17 protein-coding genes and 2 tRNA genes are annotated in these 17,109 nt (G+C 65.1%); 11 read left to right on the forward strand and 8 right to left on the reverse strand.

Going from position 1 to position 17,109, the window contains the following annotated elements:
- The first annotated feature begins 102 nt into the window (after positions 1-102).
- The 3 genes from FRF71_RS08765 to FRF71_RS08775 all read left to right on the forward strand — a co-directional run bounded on the left by FRF71_RS08765 (position 103) and on the right by FRF71_RS08775 (position 1,974).
- Positions 103-735 carry a LuxR C-terminal-related transcriptional regulator gene (locus FRF71_RS08765; RefSeq protein ID WP_161597922.1) on the forward strand — a complete coding sequence of 211 codons (633 nt, stop codon included), beginning with the start codon at positions 103-105 and terminating at the stop codon, positions 733-735.
- A gap of 197 nt (positions 736-932) precedes the next feature.
- Complete coding sequence (locus FRF71_RS08770; protein ID WP_147090299.1) at positions 933-1,277, forward strand: PilZ domain-containing protein; 345 nt, start codon at positions 933-935, stop codon at positions 1,275-1,277.
- 352 nt (positions 1,278-1,629) lie between these two features.
- Positions 1,630-1,974 (forward strand): PilZ domain-containing protein, encoded by a 345-nt coding sequence (locus tag FRF71_RS08775; protein ID WP_147090300.1) that lies wholly within the window; start codon positions 1,630-1,632, stop codon positions 1,972-1,974.
- Positions 1,975-2,148: 174 nt separating this feature from the next.
- On the opposite strand, the gene FRF71_RS08780 is transcribed toward FRF71_RS08775, so the two are convergent.
- Positions 2,149-2,223: transfer RNA gene (locus tag FRF71_RS08780), tRNA-Val, on the reverse strand.
- 76 nt (positions 2,224-2,299) lie between these two features.
- On the opposite strand from FRF71_RS08780, the gene FRF71_RS08785 reads away from it, so the two are divergent.
- Positions 2,300-2,611: a DUF3297 family protein gene (locus tag FRF71_RS08785; RefSeq protein ID WP_147090301.1), complete on the forward strand. Its 312-nt coding sequence runs from the start codon at positions 2,300-2,302 to the stop codon at positions 2,609-2,611.
- On the opposite strand, the gene FRF71_RS08790 is transcribed toward FRF71_RS08785, so the two are convergent.
- Positions 2,608-3,258 carry a CHAP domain-containing protein gene (locus FRF71_RS08790; RefSeq protein ID WP_147090302.1) on the reverse strand — a complete coding sequence of 217 codons (651 nt, stop codon included), beginning with the start codon at positions 3,256-3,258 and terminating at the stop codon, positions 2,608-2,610. The genes FRF71_RS08785 and FRF71_RS08790 overlap by 4 nt on opposite strands.
- Positions 3,259-3,373: 115 nt before the next feature.
- Between FRF71_RS08790 and der the strand changes: the two genes are divergently transcribed.
- Positions 3,374-4,771: a ribosome biogenesis GTPase Der gene (der, locus tag FRF71_RS08795; protein WP_147090303.1), complete on the forward strand. Its 1,398-nt coding sequence runs from the start codon at positions 3,374-3,376 to the stop codon at positions 4,769-4,771.
- 24 nt (positions 4,772-4,795) lie between these two features.
- Here der and bfr read toward each other — a convergent pair whose 3' ends face one another.
- The 4 genes from bfr to FRF71_RS08815 all read right to left on the reverse strand — a co-directional run bounded on the left by bfr (position 4,796) and on the right by FRF71_RS08815 (position 7,976).
- A complete protein-coding gene (gene bfr, locus FRF71_RS08800; RefSeq protein WP_147090304.1) occupies positions 4,796-5,275 on the reverse strand; it encodes a bacterioferritin in 480 nt (159 codons plus the stop codon).
- Positions 5,276-5,424: 149 nt separating this feature from the next.
- Entirely contained in the window at positions 5,425-5,619 is a 195-nt protein-coding gene (locus FRF71_RS08805; protein ID WP_147090305.1) for a (2Fe-2S)-binding protein, read from the reverse strand.
- A 49-nt stretch (positions 5,620-5,668) separates the two neighbouring features.
- A complete protein-coding gene (locus FRF71_RS08810; protein ID WP_147090306.1) occupies positions 5,669-6,907 on the reverse strand; it encodes a DUF418 domain-containing protein in 1,239 nt (412 codons plus the stop codon).
- A 1-nt stretch (position 6,908) separates the two neighbouring features.
- Positions 6,909-7,976, reverse strand: a complete 1,068-nt coding sequence (locus FRF71_RS08815) for an SPOR domain-containing protein (protein ID WP_147090307.1) — start codon at positions 7,974-7,976, stop codon at positions 6,909-6,911.
- A gap of 250 nt (positions 7,977-8,226) precedes the next feature.
- Here FRF71_RS08815 and FRF71_RS08820 point away from each other — a divergent pair, with 250 nt between their 5' ends.
- Genes FRF71_RS08820 through FRF71_RS08830 form a run of 3 tightly spaced genes read left to right on the forward strand, consistent with a single transcriptional unit; the run spans position 8,227 to position 10,959 of the window.
- A complete protein-coding gene (locus tag FRF71_RS08820; protein WP_147090308.1) occupies positions 8,227-8,946 on the forward strand; it encodes a ParA family protein in 720 nt (239 codons plus the stop codon).
- Positions 8,947-8,965: 19 nt separating this feature from the next.
- A complete protein-coding gene (locus FRF71_RS08825) occupies positions 8,966-9,454 on the forward strand; it encodes a hypothetical protein (protein ID WP_147090309.1) in 489 nt (162 codons plus the stop codon).
- A gap of 23 nt (positions 9,455-9,477) precedes the next feature.
- On the forward strand, positions 9,478-10,959 hold the full coding sequence (locus FRF71_RS08830; protein ID WP_147090310.1) for a tetratricopeptide repeat protein: 1,482 nt from the start codon (positions 9,478-9,480) through the stop codon (positions 10,957-10,959).
- 91 nt (positions 10,960-11,050) lie between these two features.
- On the opposite strand, the gene FRF71_RS08835 is transcribed toward FRF71_RS08830, so the two are convergent.
- Together FRF71_RS08835 and FRF71_RS08840 are read right to left on the reverse strand one after the other, a co-directional pair.
- Positions 11,051-12,280: a dihydroorotase gene (locus tag FRF71_RS08835; protein ID WP_147090311.1), complete on the reverse strand. Its 1,230-nt coding sequence runs from the start codon at positions 12,278-12,280 to the stop codon at positions 11,051-11,053.
- Positions 12,277-13,269 (reverse strand): aspartate carbamoyltransferase catalytic subunit, encoded by a 993-nt coding sequence (locus tag FRF71_RS08840; protein WP_147090312.1) that lies wholly within the window; start codon positions 13,267-13,269, stop codon positions 12,277-12,279. Before FRF71_RS08840 ends, FRF71_RS08835 begins: the two co-directional genes overlap by 4 nt.
- Positions 13,270-13,408: 139 nt before the next feature.
- On the opposite strand from FRF71_RS08840, the gene sppA reads away from it, so the two are divergent.
- The 3 genes from sppA (at position 13,409) to tig (ending at position 17,078) form a co-directional block, all read left to right on the forward strand.
- A complete protein-coding gene (gene sppA / locus FRF71_RS08845) occupies positions 13,409-15,307 on the forward strand; it encodes a signal peptide peptidase SppA (protein ID WP_147090313.1) in 1,899 nt (632 codons plus the stop codon).
- Between the two features lie 92 nt (positions 15,308-15,399).
- Positions 15,400-15,484, forward strand: a tRNA-Leu gene (locus FRF71_RS08850).
- A 58-nt stretch (positions 15,485-15,542) separates the two neighbouring features.
- Positions 15,543-17,078 carry a trigger factor gene (tig, locus tag FRF71_RS08855; protein ID WP_147090314.1) on the forward strand — a complete coding sequence of 512 codons (1,536 nt, stop codon included), beginning with the start codon at positions 15,543-15,545 and terminating at the stop codon, positions 17,076-17,078.
- Positions 17,079-17,109 lie beyond the last annotated feature (31 nt).

Below are 17,109 nucleotides of genomic sequence, written 5' to 3' on the forward strand. Positions count from 1 at the left end.
TTTGGACACCTCGGGCATTGTGATCATGAATGCACCAGTCCGGCGTCAGCGCCCCGCCCGATCTGGCCAGCCGCGTCGAGCCGCTGCTGGCCGTCCTATTTGATGGGAGGCGATGCTCCTCGTTGGCTGATCTGTGATGATCACCCCCTGGTGCTGGGCGCGATGGCACAAACCATCCTGCACCGCTGGCCAGACGTCATCATCGACCGCGCGGGTTCGTTCGACGAAGCTGAAGCGCTGTGTGAACTAGACCCTGCGTTGGTGCTGACCGATCTTGCAATGCCCGGTGCAACGCCGCTTAACGGCATTGCCCGGATTCGCCGCCGTCTTCCAAACGCCCGGATCATTGTTTTGACCGGTCTGATCGATGATGATCTCTTGCTAAGTCTTGTCAATTTGCCGGTCGAAGGGTTCATCTCAAAAGCTGAATCAGGAGCGGTTGTGCAAGCTGCAATCGAGCTCGTGGTTGCGGGCGGCCATTACTTTCCGCCAAGGATCGCTCAACTCGCCAGCAATATTGCCAGAACCGGACCGGCGAGTGCCAGCCGGATCACGCCCCGCCAGCATGAGGTCATCAAGCTTTTGGCGTCAGGCCATTCAAACAAAGAAATTGCCAAGCTGCTTGGCCTCTCGCCAGCAACGGTCAAAACCCATGTGGCGCAAGTCATGGCTAACGTCGGCGCCAACAACCGTGCCGAAGCAGCCGCGCGCGCAGTTGCGCTGGGCCTGACCTAAACGCAGTTCGCTTGACCATCAGGCAGGTTCGTCCCGGCCAATGTTCGTCAATTGAGGCCGGTCATTCGCACATCTCGATTGATCGTTGCGTGATCGCGAGTGGCATCCAATTGGTTTACGCGAAACTGTGCGCTTCACAGACTTTTAACCGCCAGGTGCGATGTACCCAGGCGGGAGGGTCGCGCGGAGATTGATCCATGCCATCTGCCGATGATGCCTTGATGGGACGTCCCCGGATTATCGTGGACCGGACCGATCTGCGCCGGCCATTGAAGGCTGAAGCCAGGATTCGGAATGTCGAAAGCGGGCAGTTCGGCGGCCGGCTGATCGATATCTCGGAGCATGGCTGCAAGATTGAACTGTTTGATATCGAAGCCTCGGTTGGCCAGAAGATCACGATCAAACTGGAGAACCTTGAGGTCTGGATCGGCTTCGTAATGTGGGTCAGGGGATCCTCGATCGGGGTCAGCTTCGAGCGGCCGATGCATTCAGCCGTCGTAGACCACCTCAGCCGGTCACACCCCTCGTTCGAGCTGCGCTAGTTCAGCCCGCAGCGCTGACGAAGGGCTTCACGCGCCGCTGGCCTTAAGCCGGACTGCCAAAGCGCACCTAAGTTTATAGGTTTGCCCCGCTTGCCTGTTTCGGGCTGCGCGCTGCTGAGAAGCTGGCGATACTCTGCATTACACAATCCTTTGACGCGGACTCCCGGAAATGCGCCGCAGGGTCGTTGCTGGCTGTGTCGCCTATCGATGATGACGATGATTGCTTCCAGAAGTGTCTGATCAAGGTGCCCCAATCGGAGCTTAGCCAAGGGTGTATGACTGACTAGGGGTATTTACGCACCCTTCACCAAATTCGTCCAGACAGGTGACGGATCGTCGTGGAGAATGTGTGATGCTGCCGACCGATGAAACGCCCGAGGACGCCCCTAGGGTACTGATAGAACGTAAAGACCCGCGTCGACCCATCAAGACCGAAGCACTCATTCGGAACATCACGCAGGGTCATATCGGCGGCCATTTGCTGGATATCTCAGAGCATGGCTGCAAGATCGATCTGTTCAACACATCTGCCAGACCCGGACAGTTCGTCACCATCAAACTTGACAATATGGAATCGTGGACCGGCCGAGTCCGCTGGGTCAATGACCGGATTGTCGGAGTAGAGTTCGACCGCGCCCTCCATTCGGCCGTGGTTGATCACCTGAGCCGATCTCGCATGAGCGTTCAATTTGCCTGAGCCCGCAGCGCGGCCACGGCGGTCGCGCAGTGGTTCGAGCTTCATTGCCAAACCCGGCCTCAGGCAAAGCCCGGGTCCGGATCGCCTTGCGCCCGTGCGTCATGACGGCAGCCAGACAAAGTCTTTCATGTTTTCATGGAAGTGGGGACCATCTTTTCCAGGTTCTTGAAAAGATGGTGGGCGCGACAGGGATTGAACCTGTGACCCCACCCGTGTGAAGGGTGTGCTCTACCGCTGAGCTACGCGCCCACTTCCTTGCGGAAGCGCGCCCTTAGAGGGAGCGACGCGAATTGACAAGCGGGGAAAGGCGGATAGAGGCGCACCCATGAGCGAAGAAACCCCCGCAGCCCCTGAGGCCACTGGCGCCGCCGGCCCCGACGTGCCGCCCGATCGCCTCGCGATCAGCCCGCGCAGCCCACATTTCAACCAGGACGTGCTGATGCGCGGCGTGGGTATCCGCTTCAAGGGTGTAGTCCGCACCAATATCGAGGAATACTCGATCTCCGAAGGCTGGGTGCGGGTGCAGGCCGGCAAGACCATGGACCGCCACGGCCAGCCGCTGACGCTGAAGCTCAACGGCCCGGTCGAAGCCTGGTTTGAGGACCTGGGCGACAATCCGCCGGTGGCTAAGGCCTAAATTCCCAGCTCGCGCTTGATGATGGCCGCGATGGGATCTTCATCGCGGGCCGCGAGCTCGCCCTTGGAGGCCTTTGCCGACTTGTCAGCCTTGGCAAGGGTGGACTCGCGCAGCAGGCGCTCGTTCTTCTTGGGCTTACTGGCATAGATGAAGCCGGCCAGTGGCCAGTGGGTCGCGCCCAGTGCCTGGCTCGGGCCGTACCACACGCGAACAGCGCTCCAGTCGTTGTCTTCCGAGACATCGATCGCGCGGACATTGTCCTCGATCTGGCCGCGGCGGCCGTTGATCGGGCTCCAGTTGGCGTGCCGGATCAATACCGTGCGCGAGTCGATCACCTTGCTGACCGCGGCAACGTGGCCGAGGCGCGAAGTGCCATTGGGGCGGAAGGCCATCACCGCGCCGACCTTGGGCTTGTAGCCACGGGCGTAGCGGCCCTCGGCCTGGTCCCACCAGGTGTGGGCATCGCCAAAGATCTGGATGCCGGAAACCTGCCGAGCATAGGGCACGCATTGCAGGTAGGGCGGAAGGTCATCCACCGCTGCGCCGCCGGCATCGCGATCATCGATATCGATCGCACGCGCATGGGCCGGGCCAGCGGCCAGGGCAAGCAACAGCGCGGCGGGCAGGAGCGAGCGGAGCAAAGGCATGGGGCGCCTTCTCGGCAATCACGGTTAATCCCGGCCTGCCACTTATGGTTAACGCCGCGGCAACGAATGGCTGTGCGGCTTGCAAATTGGAGCGCAAGGCGTCAGGGCAGTCGGCGTGAAACTCCCCCAGGTCATCATCATCGGGCGCCCGAACGTCGGCAAGTCCACGCTGTGGAACCGACTGGTCGGCAAGAAGCTCGCGCTGGTCGACGATCAGCCGGGGGTCACGCGCGACCGCCGCTTTGGCGAGGCGCACCTGCTGGGCCTCGATTTCACCATCGTCGATACCGCCGGCTGGGAGGATGAGGACGAGAATACGCTACCGGGCCGGATGCGCCAGCAGACCGAGGCGGCGCTGGTTGGTGCGGACGTGGCGCTGTTCGTGATTGATGCCCGCGCCGGACTGACCCCGCTCGACGAGGAAATTGCCCGGCACCTGCGGCAATGCGACGTGCCGATCGTGCTGGTGGCCAACAAGGCCGAAGGCAAGACCGGCGATCACGGGATTTACGAAGCGTTCTCGCTGGGCCTCGGCGATCCGGTCCCGCTCTCGGCTGAACACGGCCAGGGCATGGCCGATCTGTTCGAGGCGCTATTGCCGCATCTCAATGAGCGCCAGCTTGAGATGGACGCCGAGGCGGCGATTGCGGCCGAGCTGGACGACGAGGAGGAATACGACCCCAAGGCGATCCTCAAGCTCGCCATCGTCGGGCGCCCCAATGCCGGCAAGTCGACCCTGATCAACCGCTTCCTGCAGGAAGACCGGCTGCTGACCGGACCCGAGGCCGGGATCACCCGCGATTCGATCGCGATCGACTGGAACTGGCACGATTCCGCCAGCGGCGAGGACCGGCCGGTGCGCCTGATCGATACCGCCGGAATGCGCAAGAAGGCGCTGGTGGTCGACAAGCTGGAAAAGCTGGCCGTCGCTGATGCGCGCCACGCGATCGACTTTGCCGAAGTGGTCGTGCTGCTTCTGGATGCCACCCGCGGGCTGGAGCACCAGGACCTCAAGATCGCCAGCATGGTGCTGGAAGAGGGCCGGGCGCTGATGATCGCGATCAACAAGTGGGACGTGGCCGAGGATGCCTCGGGCCTGTTTAACGGGATCCGCAAGGCGCTTGATGACGGCCTCAGCCAGGTCAAGGGCTTGCCGCTGCTGGCGGTTTCGGCCCGTACCGGCAAGGGCCTCGATGACCTGATCCGCGCCGCCTTCGAACTGCGCGATGCCTGGTCGCGGCGTGTGCCGACTGCCGCGCTCAACCGCTGGTTTGACGATGCCCTGGCCAAGAACCCGCCGCCCGCGCCCGGCGGACGCCGGATCAAGCTGCGTTATATCACCCAGGCCAAGACCCGCCCGCCCGGCTTCGTGCTGTTCGGGACGCGGCTGGATGAACTGCCGGCCAGCTATCAACGCTATCTGGTCAATGGGCTGCGGCGTGAGCTGGGTTTTGATGCCGTGCCGGTGCGGCTGATGCTGCGCAGCCCGAAGAACCCCTTCGCCAAAAAGTAGGCCTTCGGGCTGGCAAGGGCAGGCTTAGCTGCCCGCTGGTTCGCTTTGCAGCTGGATATAGTTCTGCAGGCCCATCCGCGCGATCATCTCGAACTGGGTTTCGAGGAAATCGACATGCTCTTCCTCGCTGGCGAGGATCGAGCGGAACAGGTCGCGGCTGACGAAATCGTGGACCGTTTCGCAGTGCGCAATCGCGGCGCGCAGGTCAGGGATCGCATCATGCTCAAGTGCCAGGTCGGCCTTGAGGATTTCCTCGACATTCTCACCAATCCGCAGCTTGCCCATGTTCTGGAAGTTCGGCAGCCCTTCCAGGAACAGGATCCGTTCGGCCACCTGGTCGGCATGCTTCATCTCGTCGATCGATTCGTGGCGTTCATGCTCGGCGAGTTTCTTGATCCCCCAGTTGTCGAGCATGCGGTAGTGCAGCCAGTACTGGTTGACCGCAGTCAGCTCGTTGAACAGGACCTTGTTGAGGTACTCGATAACCGTTTTATCGCCCTTCACGGCGTGTTCTCCCGGGAGGTTGGAGGATTGTTGTGCAGGCGCGACTATGCGCCGCAACAGCGGGTCAGGGCAAGCCCGATTTCCTTGAATTTCTGCGGATTTCCGGCGATGGCCGCAAGTGCATCAGCTGCACTTGCAAGGCACTCGCATCAGGCGGTCTGCAAGCCTTCGGTGGCGGCCTTGGCGCGTTCCTCGATCAGCAGTTCGGCCGCCTCGTCAAGGCATTGGCCACATTGCGGGCGGCAACCCAGCGCTTCGTAAACGGCATCGGGATCGCCCGGGCAGCGGCGCGCGGCTGCGCGCAGTTCGCTATCGCGGATGGCATTGCAGACGCAGATATACATCAGCGGCTCCCGTTGGCTGCGACTCGTTAATAATGCGAATCGTTCGCAATCACAAGAGGCGCTTGAACGGCACGTAGCGAGCCTCGGTCAACGAGCGCCACAGCCACTCGGCCGGCCCCTGGCGGAAGCGCGCCAGCCAGGGCTTGCTCCACGCCAGCATCACCGCCCAGCCGAGTAGTACGAACCACCATTGCTGCGCTGCGCCGACCTGCCCGGCCAGGCCCAGGCCCCAACCGAAGAAGCAGAAGGCCATGACCAGCGAGGTCAGCAGGTAATTGCTGAGCGCCATTCGCCCGGCGGCGCGCAGCCGTTCGCCCAGCCAGGTTCGCAGCAGGGCCGGGGCGGCCAGAACCAGCAGCGCCGCCCAGGCCAGGGTCAGAGCCAGGTGCTGCGGACCGGCGGGGCCGATGAGCAGTTCGAACATGGCTTCGGGGGGGAAGCCCCGGCTCCAGGCCCACCAGCTCTGGATCAGCGCGAGCGGCAGGCCAAGGGCGAGGCTGGCTGCGGCGAGCTGCCACAACCACCGGCGCGGCCAGCCGCCGGTAAAGAACCCGCTGCGATAGAGCGCCATGCCCAGCAGCATCAGGGGCACGGTCTCCCCCAGCGAAAGAAGCGTGACCAGGAACGGCAGGGTCAGGCTATCGCCAAACCGCTCGGCCAGCATGGTCGGATAGGGTTGGAGCAGGATTGCGACTTCGTTCCGTGCTTCGCCTGCAATCGCATCGGCCTGGGCCAGGACCGCAGCCCGGGTCTGAGGGTCAGCGGTGCCGGCACGGACGGCTTCGACAGCGGTGAAGCTGGACCACCCGGTCAGGGTAAAGGCGCCATGCCACAGCATGAAGAAAGCTAGCGCCAGCACAATCAGGCGCCGTACCGGCAAGTGCCGCAGCGCCAGCGCCAGCGGTGCGACCATGGCGTAAAGCATCAGGATATCGCCGCTCCACAGCAGCAACTGGTGGGCATAGCCGATCAGGAGCAGCCACCCGAGCCGCCGGAGCTGGCGCAGGCCGCCGTCTTCTCCCGCCGCATCGCGCCGATCGACGAACAGCAGCATTGAGGCCCCGAACAGCAGAGTGAACAGCCCGCGCATCTTGCCTTCGAACAGAATCAAGCCGGCCGTGAAGGTCACCGCATCGGTCGCGCTGGCCGGACCATGCAGGCCTGGGCTGAGCACGGCCGAAGAGCCGCCGGCAAAGGCGGCCACGTTGATGGTCAGGATGCCGAGCACGGCGATCCCGCGCACCAGATCCAGCGCGGCGATCCGATCGGGCGCCGCGCTGCCGGGCATCTCAGCCTTTGACCGCGATGCAGGTCTGGCCGCCGGCGGTCAGACTTTGGCAGGCAGCGCGGGCGGCGGCCTCGCTGGCAAAGCCACCGGCCTGAAGCTTGATCACCGTCCCGGCCTTGATGTTCAGGCGAGGCTTGCCGGCCAGAGCCGGATTGGCCTTGAGCCGGTTCCAGAGCGCATCGGCATTGGCCGGCTGGCCAAAGGCGCCGAGCTGGACGCGCCACGATCCGGTTAAAGCGGCCGCCTCGACGGGTGCAGGCGCGGGAGCAGGGGCCACCTTGACCGATTCCCGGGCGGGCAGAGCGGCGGCGACCGCGGCCGGAACGCGCTGGCCCAGGGTGGCCGACCGTGCCGAAAGCGGCCGGGCATAGTCCGCCCCGGCGGTGGCCGGGCTGTCAACCACCACGCGGCTTGCGGCGCTGGCGGCGACTGGCCCAAGGTCAGACGGGACCGTGGCACCAAGTTCGGCGGCGGCCATCTGCCGCGCGCGCGTCGCATCGGCCTCGCTGCGCAGTTCGGCGGCCAGTTCCACCGCCTGCTGACGCTGGGCCATCGGTACCTGCTCGTCCATCTGGCTCAGCGTGCTGCTGGCCAGGGTCAGACCCGCCTGCTGGGCCAGGCTGACCAGGGCATAAGCACGGACCCAGTCCTTGGGCACGATATCGCCATTGAAGTGACCGATCCCCAGCAGGTACTGCGCGCGCGGATCCCCGCGATCGGCAGCGGCGCGGATAAAGGGCAGGGCCTGTGAACGCTGGCCGCGCTGGAACAGCAGCAGCCCATAATTGTCGCTGGCCTGGATATGGCCCAGTGCTGCCGCCCGTCCGAACAAGGCTTCGGCCATGGCCAGGTCTTGCTTCACGCCGTTACCCAGCTTGTAGGCCTGTCCCAGGTTGAACATGGCATCGGCATCGCCCTTGCTTGCCTCGACCTGCCAGGCCTGGACCGCGGCTGGAAAGTTCCCTCGAGTCCAGGCGTCGACACCCGCGCGGGTATCGGCCAGAATCGGGCTGGCCAGCGCGATTGCAGCGCCGCCAAGCCCGCCGATGAGAAAATTCTTTTGACCCATGTGCGGCTTCCCGGCTTCGACCCCCGCTTAAGCTGGCGGGGCACAATCCGCTCCTCCGCCCTGCTGCCCCGCGATGCATTTCGCTTAACTGACATAGTAAAGCACAGGTTAGCAAAGAGTTTATCGCCGTGATTCCGTACTCCCACGCAACAGACCCGCGCTGGTCGTTAACCCAAAATTAGGAACGTTCTGCGATCCCCCGGACCAAGGTCATTTTGACCGTAGTGGCATTTCGCAGGGGGAACAGGCTTTGCGCGTACTGGCATTGGCATCGCAGAAGGGCGGATCCGGCAAGACCACCTTGTCCGGACACCTCGCCGTCCAGGCACAGCGCGCCGGCGCTGGTCCGGTTGTGCTGATCGACATCGACCCGCAGGGTTCGCTGGCGGACTGGTGGAACGAGCGCGAGGACGATTATCCGGCCTTCGCCCAGACCACCGTGGCGCGCCTGGCGAGCGATCTTGCGGTCCTGCGCCAGCAGGGCTTCAAGCTTGCCGTTATTGATACGCCGCCGGCCATTACGATGGCGATCCAGTCGGTGATCTCGGTCGCCGAACTGATTGTCGTGCCGACCCGCCCGAGCCCGCACGACCTGCGGGCTGTCGGCGCCACGGTTGACCTGTGCGAACGCGCTGGCAAGCCGCTGATCTTCGTGGTCAACGCCGCTACCCCGAAGGCCAAGATCACCTCTGAAGCCGCTGTCGCCCTGTCGCAGCACGGCACCGTTGCTCCGGTTACCCTGCATCACCGGACCGACTTTGCGGCCTCGATGATCGACGGCCGCACCGTGATGGAAGTCGAACCCAACGGCCGCTCCGCTCAGGAAGTGGTGGCGCTGTGGAACTATATCTCCGACCGCCTCGAAAAGAACTTCCGCCGGACCGTGTTTGCTGCGCCGACCTCGGTTGCGATGATGCCGGGCGCGGGTCGTCCGGCCGGTGGCTTCGGTCGCCGCGTCGCCGGCTCGTAAGCAAGAGGGAGCTGGGGGCATGAACGAACCCAAATCCTTCGCTTCGCTTTCGCCCACGCTGCTCGCCCGCAAGGGTGGCGCGCGTCCGGCGATGCGCCCGCAGCTGGGCCCGATCGGTGGCGATGCCTTGGCGCGCCAGCTTGACGATCTGGGCTGGAACGACATGGGCCACGATGCCGATGCGTCAGTGCCCCAGCACAGCGCCGAAGTTGTCTCGATCGCGCCCGATTCGCTCGCTCCAGTCTATGCGCCGGTGCCCGAAGTGGTCCGCCAGCGCAGCGAAGCGGCCCGTCGCATCGGCACCGAACGTCGCTCGGCGCTTGCCGATGGCCGCCGCGCCGCCTTTACCCTGCGCGTCGACGCGGATCGCCACCTCAAGCTGCGCCTTGCTTGCGCCCTGCGGAACCGCAGCGCGCAGCAACTGGTGACCGAGGCGCTCGACAAGCTGCTCGATGAACTGCCCGATGTCGCCGAACTCGCCGCCCAGGTCGCGCGCGGGTCCAATTGATTGTGAAAGAGGGGAGAATTCCCATGTTCGCCAGCATCAACCGCACCAAGTTCGTACCGCTCGGCGTGACCGGGGCCGTGGCTCTGGCGATCGCTGCCAGCGCCAGCTTCAGCGGAGACGTGGTCGCCAAGCAGGCACCGGACAAGAGCGCCGCTGCGGCCCAGTCCGCGCTCAGCAAGGGCCAGGTCGACAAGGCGATTGAACTGGCCGAAGCGCTCGTCGCCGGTAACCCGCGTGAGCCGGCTTACCGTGCGATCCTTGCCCATGCCTATCTCAAGGCTGGCCGCTTCCAGTCGGCTTCCACAACCTTCGACGATGCGATGAAGCTGGGTGATAACAGCGCCAAGACCGCGCTGGGCCTGGCCCTGTCCTATTCCGCCGTCGGCCGCACTGGCGATGCCGTGGCGATCCTGCAGGACTGGCGCGATGCCATTCCGGTTTCGGACCTGGGCCTGGCCCTGGCCTTGGCTGGGGAGCCGACCCGCGGCAGTGCGGTGCTGGCCGACGCGCTGCGCAATGGTGAAAATACGCCTAAGCTGCGCCAGAACCTGGCCTATGCCTATGCCCTTGATGGCCGCTGGCGCGAAGCCCGCATCATGATGATGCAGGACGTTCCGGCCGACCAGATTGACGCCCGTATTTCGGAGTGGGCGGCGCGGACCCGGCCTGAAGACTCGCAGCTGCGTGTCGCCGGCCTGCTTGGCGCACCGCTGCGCAGTGATCCGGGCCAGCCCTCGCGCCTGGCGCTCAACAGCAATCCGGCGAACGAGCAGCTGACTGCTCAGGCCGCCGTGGCCGAATCCGCGCCGCAGGTGGCCGCCGCTGCCCCGGTGGCTGAACTGCCGCCCGTGGCCGCTGCCGAACCCGCTGCCGCGCTCGCCAGCTATATTCCGGTCAGCGCGCCGGCTGCTGGACAAGCGCCGAATGCCGGGCCGAGCAAGTTCGCCGCTGCCTTTGCCGAGCCTGAAGCGGCCGCGGCTCCGGTGCCGGTGGTTGATGCTTCGGGCATGGCCTTCATCTCGCAGCCGCTCGTCCAGGCTGTTCCAGCCTCGCAGCTTCGCGCCCCGCGCTTGATTGCGGCCGCGCCGGCACGCCCTGCGCCGCGCCGCCTGACCTACACCATGCCGGTGCCAACCAAGGCCCAGGGCACCCACATGGTTCAGCTTGGCAGCTTCTCCACCCAGCAAGGCGCGCGCCGTGCCTGGGGGATCTACACCGCCAAGAACCCCGAACTGCGCAATTTCCGCATGACCATCACCCAGGCCCAGGTGCGCGGGAAGACCTATTTCCGCGTCGCCGCTGCCGGGATCAACGGCAGCCAGGGCGCCTGGGGCCTGTGCGGCAAGGTCAAGTCGCGCGGCATGGCCTGCTTCGCCTATGCGACCCGCACCGGCGTGCCCGGCACCGCCGCACCGGCCGCCGTACAGATGGCCCATGCCAAGGCGCCGGTCATCGCGCCCAAGGCGGTCCCGGCCACCGGGCCTGCGCTGGCCCGCCGGCGCTAAGCCTCAAAGTTCTAGAGGAACGGCAAGGCCTCTTCCCACTGCGGTGGGAAGGGGCCTTTGCCGTATGGGACCGCTAGCCGCGCTGGCATCCTCAAACCCGCACCCCGCCTTTGAACAGCGCCGTAACCCGGCCCTGCACGGGCAGCTTGTCGAACGGGGTGTTGCCGGCCGCCGCCGCCATCTTGTCGGAATCGACGATCCACGGGCGCTCGGGATCGACAAGCGCGATGTCCGCCTCGGCGCCAACCGCGAGCCTTCCGGCATTGACGCCGAGAAGTGCTGCGGGGTTACCCGCGAGCAAGGCGAAGGCCCGGGCCGTGTCGATCACGCCGTCGCGAACCAGGCCGAGGGTCAGCGGGAGCAGCGTTTCCGCGCCGGCCATGCCGGGTTCGGCATCGGCGAATGGCAGGCGTTTGTCCTCTGGCCCGCGCGGATCGTGGCCCGAAGCGATCACGTCGATCGTCCCGTCGGCGATCGCGACCAGCACCTCCTGCCGGTCGGCCTCGCTGCGCAGCGGCGGGGAGAGGCGAGCGAAGGTGCGGAAATCGCCGGTGGCGACGTCTGAGAGCATGAAGTGCGCGGGGGTGACCCCGGCGGTTACCGCGACCCCGCGCGCCTTGGCGGCACGGACCAGGTCGAGCGCCGCGGCGGTCGTGATCTGGCGGAAATGGAGCCGCGCGCCGGTCAGTTCGGCCAGCGCGATGTCGCGGGCAACGGCCAGGGCCTCGGCCTCGGCGGGGGCGGAGGGCAGGCCCAGCCGCGTCGCCATCTCGCCCGCTGTGGCGACGGCAGAGCCAGTCAGCCCTGCGTCTTCGGCGTGAGTCACGACGACGAGGCCGAGCATCGCGCAATAGGACAGCAAGCGGTGCATCACTCCGCTATCGGCAATCCAGCGCCGTCCGGTGCTGACCGCCTTGGCTCCGGCATCGCGCATCAGCGCCAGTTCGGCGAGTTCGCTGCCAGCCAGGTCCTTGGTCGCCGCAGCCAGCGGATGAACCCAGAGGTCAGGTTTGCCGGACTGGGCAGAGAACCGCACCGCCGACCGCTTGTCGAGCACCACGCCCTGATCGGGCATCAGCGCCGCGCGGGTGATCCCGCCAAAGTGGAAGGCCGGCTTGTCGATCGCAAAGACGCCCAGATCGACAAGGCCAGGCGCAATCAGCGCACCCTTGGCATCAATCACCGTGTCGCCAGCCTGCGGCGCAATATCGCCCAGCGCGGCAATCCTGCCATCGACACAGCGCAGCGCGCCGGGCTGCGGTTCGCCCAATGACAGGACCAGACGCCCGTTCGTGAGCGTGATCGGGGTGGGATTGCTCATGCCCAGCCCTCCACGCCGCGGCTTCGCCGGGTCAACACATCGAGGCAGGCCATGCGGATCGCCACGCCCATCTCGACCTGAGTGGTGATGGCCGAACGGCCGGCGAGATCGGCGACGGTGCTGTCGATCTCGATCCCGCGGTTCATCGGGCCGGGGTGCATCACCAGAGCATCCGGTTTGGCCTTGGCCAGCCGTTCCAGCGTCAGGCCATAAAGGTGGCGATACTCACGCGGAGAGGGGATGAACTGGCCGCTCATCCGTTCCTGCTGCAGCCGCAGCATCATCACCACGTCGGCCCCGTCGAGCGCGGCGTCGAAATCGTGGAAGGGGGTAACCTTCATCGCTTCGATCCCGGCCGGCATCAGTGCCGGCGGGGCGCAGACGCGGACATCGGCGCCAAGCGTGGTCAAGCAGTGGATGTTGGAGCGGGCGACCCGGCTGTGCAGGATATCGCCGCAGATCGTGACGGTCAGCTTGCCGAAATCGCCTTTTGCGCGGCGGATGGTGAGGGCATCGAGCAGGCCCTGCGTGGGATGCTCGTGCTGTCCGTCGCCGGCGTTGAGCACCGGGCAATCGACCTTGTCAGCAATCAGCCGCACGGCGCCTGAGCTGGCATGGCGGATCACGATCGCATCGGCGCGCATGGCATTCAGCGTCATTGCCGTATCGATCAGCGTTTCGCCCTTCTTCACGCTCGATTGCGCGGCGTGCATATTGACCACATCAGCGCCCAGCCGCTTGCCAGCGATTTCGAAGCTCAGCAGCGTGCGGGTGCTGTTCTCGAAGAAAGCGTTGATGATGGTCAGGCCAGCGAGCCGATCGGCGCGCTTGTGCGGCTGGCGGTTGAGTTCAACCCATTGCTCCGCCTCGTCGAGCAGAAACAGGATCTCCCACGGAGCCAGGCCCGCCAGGCCAGTGAGGTCGCGGTGCGGAAAGGCGGCGGAGCCAGCTGGATAGCGGCCCGCAGCGGGTTGGTTTGCCGATGTCATTGAAGCCAGTTCCCTAGCTGGCTTGGTCCACAGTGGCAAGCGCTGGACGGGGCCAATTGCCGTTTGATCGAACACGGACTCGCCAATTGTTCAACAGCTTCCTATGTCGGTGCGCGAGTTATTCCGGGATTTCCATATCATGATCTTCGCGCGCAAAGTCTGGGCCTTGCTGGTTGGCATCAAGGATGCCCTGGTCCTTTTGCTCCTGCTCTTGTTCTTTGTGGGGCTTTACGGGCTGCTTACCGCCCGGCCGGCGCCCAGCCAGGTGCGCGAAGGCGCGCTGTTGCTCAAGCTCGATGGCAGCGTGGTCGAGGAGCCGGCCAAAGTCGATCCGCTTGCCCTGCTGATGTCGAGCGAGGCGCCGATCAAGGAGCACCGCGCCCGCGACGTGATCGCCGCGCTCAATGCGGCCGCCACCGATGAGCGGATCAAGGTCGTCGCGCTGGATCTCGCCCGGTTTACCGGCGGCGGGCAGGTGACGTTGGAGAATGTTGGCGAAGCGCTCGACAAGGTGCGCAAGGCGAACAAGCCGGTGATCGCCTTTGCCCATGCCTATTCCGATGACAGCCTGCTGCTGGCAGCCCATGCCAGCGAGATCTGGGTCGATCCGCTGGGCGGTGCCTTTGTGATGGGGCCGGGCGGGATGCGGCTCTACTATGGCGAGGCCCTGGCTCGCTACAAGGTGACGCCGCATGTCTTCAAGGTTGGCACCTACAAGGATTTTGTCGAACCCTATACCCAGAGCCAGGCCTCGCCTGCGTCAAAGGAGGCCCGCAACGCGCTGATCGCCGCGATCTGGGAGAACTGGCAAGCCAATGTGAAGGCCGCGCGGCCCAAGGCTGATCTTGCCCGCGTCACCAGCGATCCGGTCGGCTGGATCAAGGCCAGCGGCGGCGATGCGGCCAAGGCATCGCTGGCCGCCGGGCTGGTCGACAAGCTGGGCACCTATCACGATTACAAGGCGCGGATTCGCGGCTTGGTGGGTGAAGACCCGGCCGATGATGCGCCCGGCAGCTTTGTTCACACCACCGCCGATACCCTGCTGGCGGCGCATCCGGCCAAGACCGATGGGGCAGCGATCGCCGTGGTGCACGTCGCAGGCGAAATCGTCGACGGCAAGGCCGGCCCGGGCACGGCCGGCGGTACGCGGATTGCCAAGCTGATCGACGAAGCCAATGCCGATGGCGCCAAGGCGCTGGTCTTGCGGGTCGATTCGCCCGGCGGCTCGGTCATGGCCTCGGAAGAAATCCGCACCGCGCTGGAACGGTTCAAGGCGGGCACCAAGGAAACCGGGCGTCGACCCGTGGTGGTCTCCATGGCAAATCTGGCGGCGAGCGGGGGTTACTGGGTCTCAACCCCGGCCGACAAGATCTTTGCCGAACCCGGCACGATCACTGGCTCGATTGGCATCTTCGCCATGATCCCCACTTTCGAGCGGGCCCTGGCGGACTATGGCGTGAAGTCTGACGGCGTGCGCAGCACGCCGCTGTCGGGCCAGCCCGATATCCTCACCGGCCTGACCCCCGAGGTCAAGGACATGCTCCAGGCCAATATCGAGAACGGCTACAGCCGGTTCCTCGGCCTGGTCGCGGCTTCGCGCAAGAAGTCGGCGGCAGAGGTTGAAGCCTTTGCCGAAGGCCGCGTCTGGGATGGCGGCACGGCGCGGCAGAAGGGCCTGGTCGATCAGTTCGGCGGGATCGATGCGGCCCTGGCCGATGCCGCCCAGCGCGCCAAGCTGGGCCAGGATTGGCACACCGCCTGGTATGGCGAGGAAACCGATCCCTATGCCTCGCTGATCGAGCAATGGCGCGGCGATGACGAGGCCGATGGTCCGGCCGCGGGCCTGGATTTCACCGGTCTGGTGGCCAGCCAGCAGCAGGCCAGGTTTGACCGTCTGCTCGGCGATCTGGGTCATCTGTTCGAAGCGCGCGGGGCCCAGGCGCTGTGCCTCGATTGCCCGGTGCCCGCATCCGCCAAGCCGGCCAATCGGACCGAGTCCGGCTGGCTGGCGCGACTGCTCGCCGTTTTCGCGCGCTAGCGCGCTTGCCCTTTGCGGCGGGGGCCACTAAGGGCCACCGCTTGATTCAGGGCAAACCTGAATCGGCCCAGGATTTTATGCTTCGTCGGTATGCGGGCGTGGCGGAATTGGTAGACGCGCTGGTTTTAGGTACCAGTATCGCAAGATGTGGGGGTTCGAGTCCCTTCGCCCGCACCATTTCCGCCCGGTTTTCCGTACCGCCGCAGCCGAGGTGTTTGAGAAGGCTTCTATTGTCATGCAGATTGTCGAGACCACCAACGAAGGTTTGAAGCGCGCCTACACGGTGAAGATCCCCGCGAAGGATATCGCCGCGAAGATCGAAGGCGAAGTCGCCAAGATCGCCCCGCAGGTGCGCATGCCGGGCTTCCGCCCGGGCAAGGTTCCGGCCAATCTGGTCCGCAAGATGCACGGCCCGGCGCTCCACCAGGAAGCGCTGAACACCACCGTCCGCGAAGCCATGGACAAGCTGCTGGTGGAGCACAAGCTGCGCCCGGCGATGCAGCCGGAAGTCTCGCTCGGCGATGGCTATGAAGAAGGCAAGGACGCCGAACTGTCGGTCGCGGTGGAAGTGCTGCCAGCGATCACGGTTCCGTCGTTCGAAGGCCTCGCGCTCGAAAAGCTGGTGGTCGAAGTCGACGAAGCCGAAGTCGATGAACAGGTCGCTCGTCTGGCGTCCGGCGCCAAGAGCTTCACCGATGCCAAGAAGGGCAAGAAGGCCGAAACCGGTGATCAGCTGATCATCGATTTCGTCGGCAAGCTTGACGGGGTCGAGTTCGAAGGCGGCAAGGCCGAAGACGCGGCGCTGGAAATCGGCTCGGGCCGGTTCATCCCGGGCTTCGAAGAACAGCTCATCGGCGCCAAGGCCGGTGACGAAAAGACCATCACCGTGACCTTCCCGGCTGACTATCCGGCCGAGAACCTGAAGGGCAAGGACGCCCAGTTCGACATCACCGTGAAGGCGGTGAAGGTCGCCGGTGATACCAAGATCGATGACGATTTCGCCAAGAACCTGGGCCTGGAAAGCCTCGAGCAGCTCAAGGGCCTGCTGCGCGGCCAGATCGAACAGGAACTGGCCGGTCTCACCCGCACCCAGATGAAGCGCGCGCTGCTCGATCAGCTGGCCGCCGGTCATGATTTCGACGTGCCGCCCAGCATGGTCGAAGCCGAATTCAGCCAGATCTGGACCCAGCTTCAGCAGGAAGCCCAGAACGAAGCCGATCCCGCCGCCGCCTTGGCCGAGATCGAGGCAGAGAAGGAAGACTATCGCGGCATCGCCGTGCGCCGCGTGCGCCTGGGCCTGCTGCTGTCGGAAATCGGCCAGGCCAACGGCGTTGAAGTCAGCAGCCAGGAAATGCAGATGCTGGTGGCTCAGGCCGCCCAGCAGTACCGCCCGGAAGATCGCCAGCGTTTTGCCGAATACATCAGCCAGGATCCGCTTGCAGCGGCCCAGCTGCGCGCGCCGCTGTTCGAGGACAAGGTCGTCGATTTCCTGTTCGACAAGGCCGAAGTGACTGAACGCAAGGTCAGCCGCGACGAGCTGCAGGCTGCGATCGAAGCGGAAGAGACCGCTGAACCGGCCGCCAAGCCCGCCAAGAAGGCCGCGCCGAAGAAGGCCGCCAAGAAGGACGAAGCTCCGGCTGAGGAAAAGCCTGCCAAGGCGGCCAAGGCCGAAAAGCCGGCGAAGAAGGAAGCTGCTCCCAAGGCCGAAAAGGCTGAAAAGCCCGCAGCCGAAAAGAAGCCGGCCGCCAAGAAGGCGCCAGCCAAGAAGTAATCACGGACTCCAGGTCCTGACGCAGCGGGGC

Source organism: Novosphingobium ginsenosidimutans, from assembly GCF_007954425.1.
Classification (GTDB): Bacteria; Pseudomonadota; Alphaproteobacteria; order Sphingomonadales; family Sphingomonadaceae; genus Novosphingobium; species Novosphingobium ginsenosidimutans.

Bases quoted from the DNA above. Each gene is read 5' to 3' on its own strand.
- FRF71_RS08810 (WP_147090306.1), bottom strand. From the start codon at position 6,907: ATGCCCGGCAGCGCGGCGCCCGATCGGATCGCCGCGCTGGATCTGGTG.
- FRF71_RS08835 (WP_147090311.1), bottom strand. From the start codon at position 12,280: ATGAGCAATCCCACCCCGATCACGCTCACGAACGGGCGTCTGGTCCTG.
- FRF71_RS08765 (WP_161597922.1), top strand. From the start codon at position 103: ATGGGAGGCGATGCTCCTCGTTGGCTGATCTGTGATGATCACCCCCTG.
- FRF71_RS08790 (WP_147090302.1), bottom strand. From the start codon at position 3,258: ATGCCTTTGCTCCGCTCGCTCCTGCCCGCCGCGCTGTTGCTTGCCCTG.
- FRF71_RS08840 (WP_147090312.1), bottom strand. From the start codon at position 13,269: ATGACATCGGCAAACCAACCCGCTGCGGGCCGCTATCCAGCTGGCTCC.
- sppA (WP_147090313.1), top strand. From the start codon at position 13,409: ATGATCTTCGCGCGCAAAGTCTGGGCCTTGCTGGTTGGCATCAAGGAT.
- FRF71_RS08770 (WP_147090299.1), top strand. From the start codon at position 933: ATGCCATCTGCCGATGATGCCTTGATGGGACGTCCCCGGATTATCGTG.
- FRF71_RS08785 (WP_147090301.1), top strand. From the start codon at position 2,300: ATGAGCGAAGAAACCCCCGCAGCCCCTGAGGCCACTGGCGCCGCCGGC.
- FRF71_RS08815 (WP_147090307.1), bottom strand. From the start codon at position 7,976: ATGGGTCAAAAGAATTTTCTCATCGGCGGGCTTGGCGGCGCTGCAATC.
- FRF71_RS08830 (WP_147090310.1), top strand. From the start codon at position 9,478: ATGTTCGCCAGCATCAACCGCACCAAGTTCGTACCGCTCGGCGTGACC.
- tig (WP_147090314.1), top strand. From the start codon at position 15,543: ATGCAGATTGTCGAGACCACCAACGAAGGTTTGAAGCGCGCCTACACG.
- FRF71_RS08775 (WP_147090300.1), top strand. From the start codon at position 1,630: ATGCTGCCGACCGATGAAACGCCCGAGGACGCCCCTAGGGTACTGATA.
- FRF71_RS08805 (WP_147090305.1), bottom strand. From the start codon at position 5,619: ATGTATATCTGCGTCTGCAATGCCATCCGCGATAGCGAACTGCGCGCA.
- FRF71_RS08825 (WP_147090309.1), top strand. From the start codon at position 8,966: ATGAACGAACCCAAATCCTTCGCTTCGCTTTCGCCCACGCTGCTCGCC.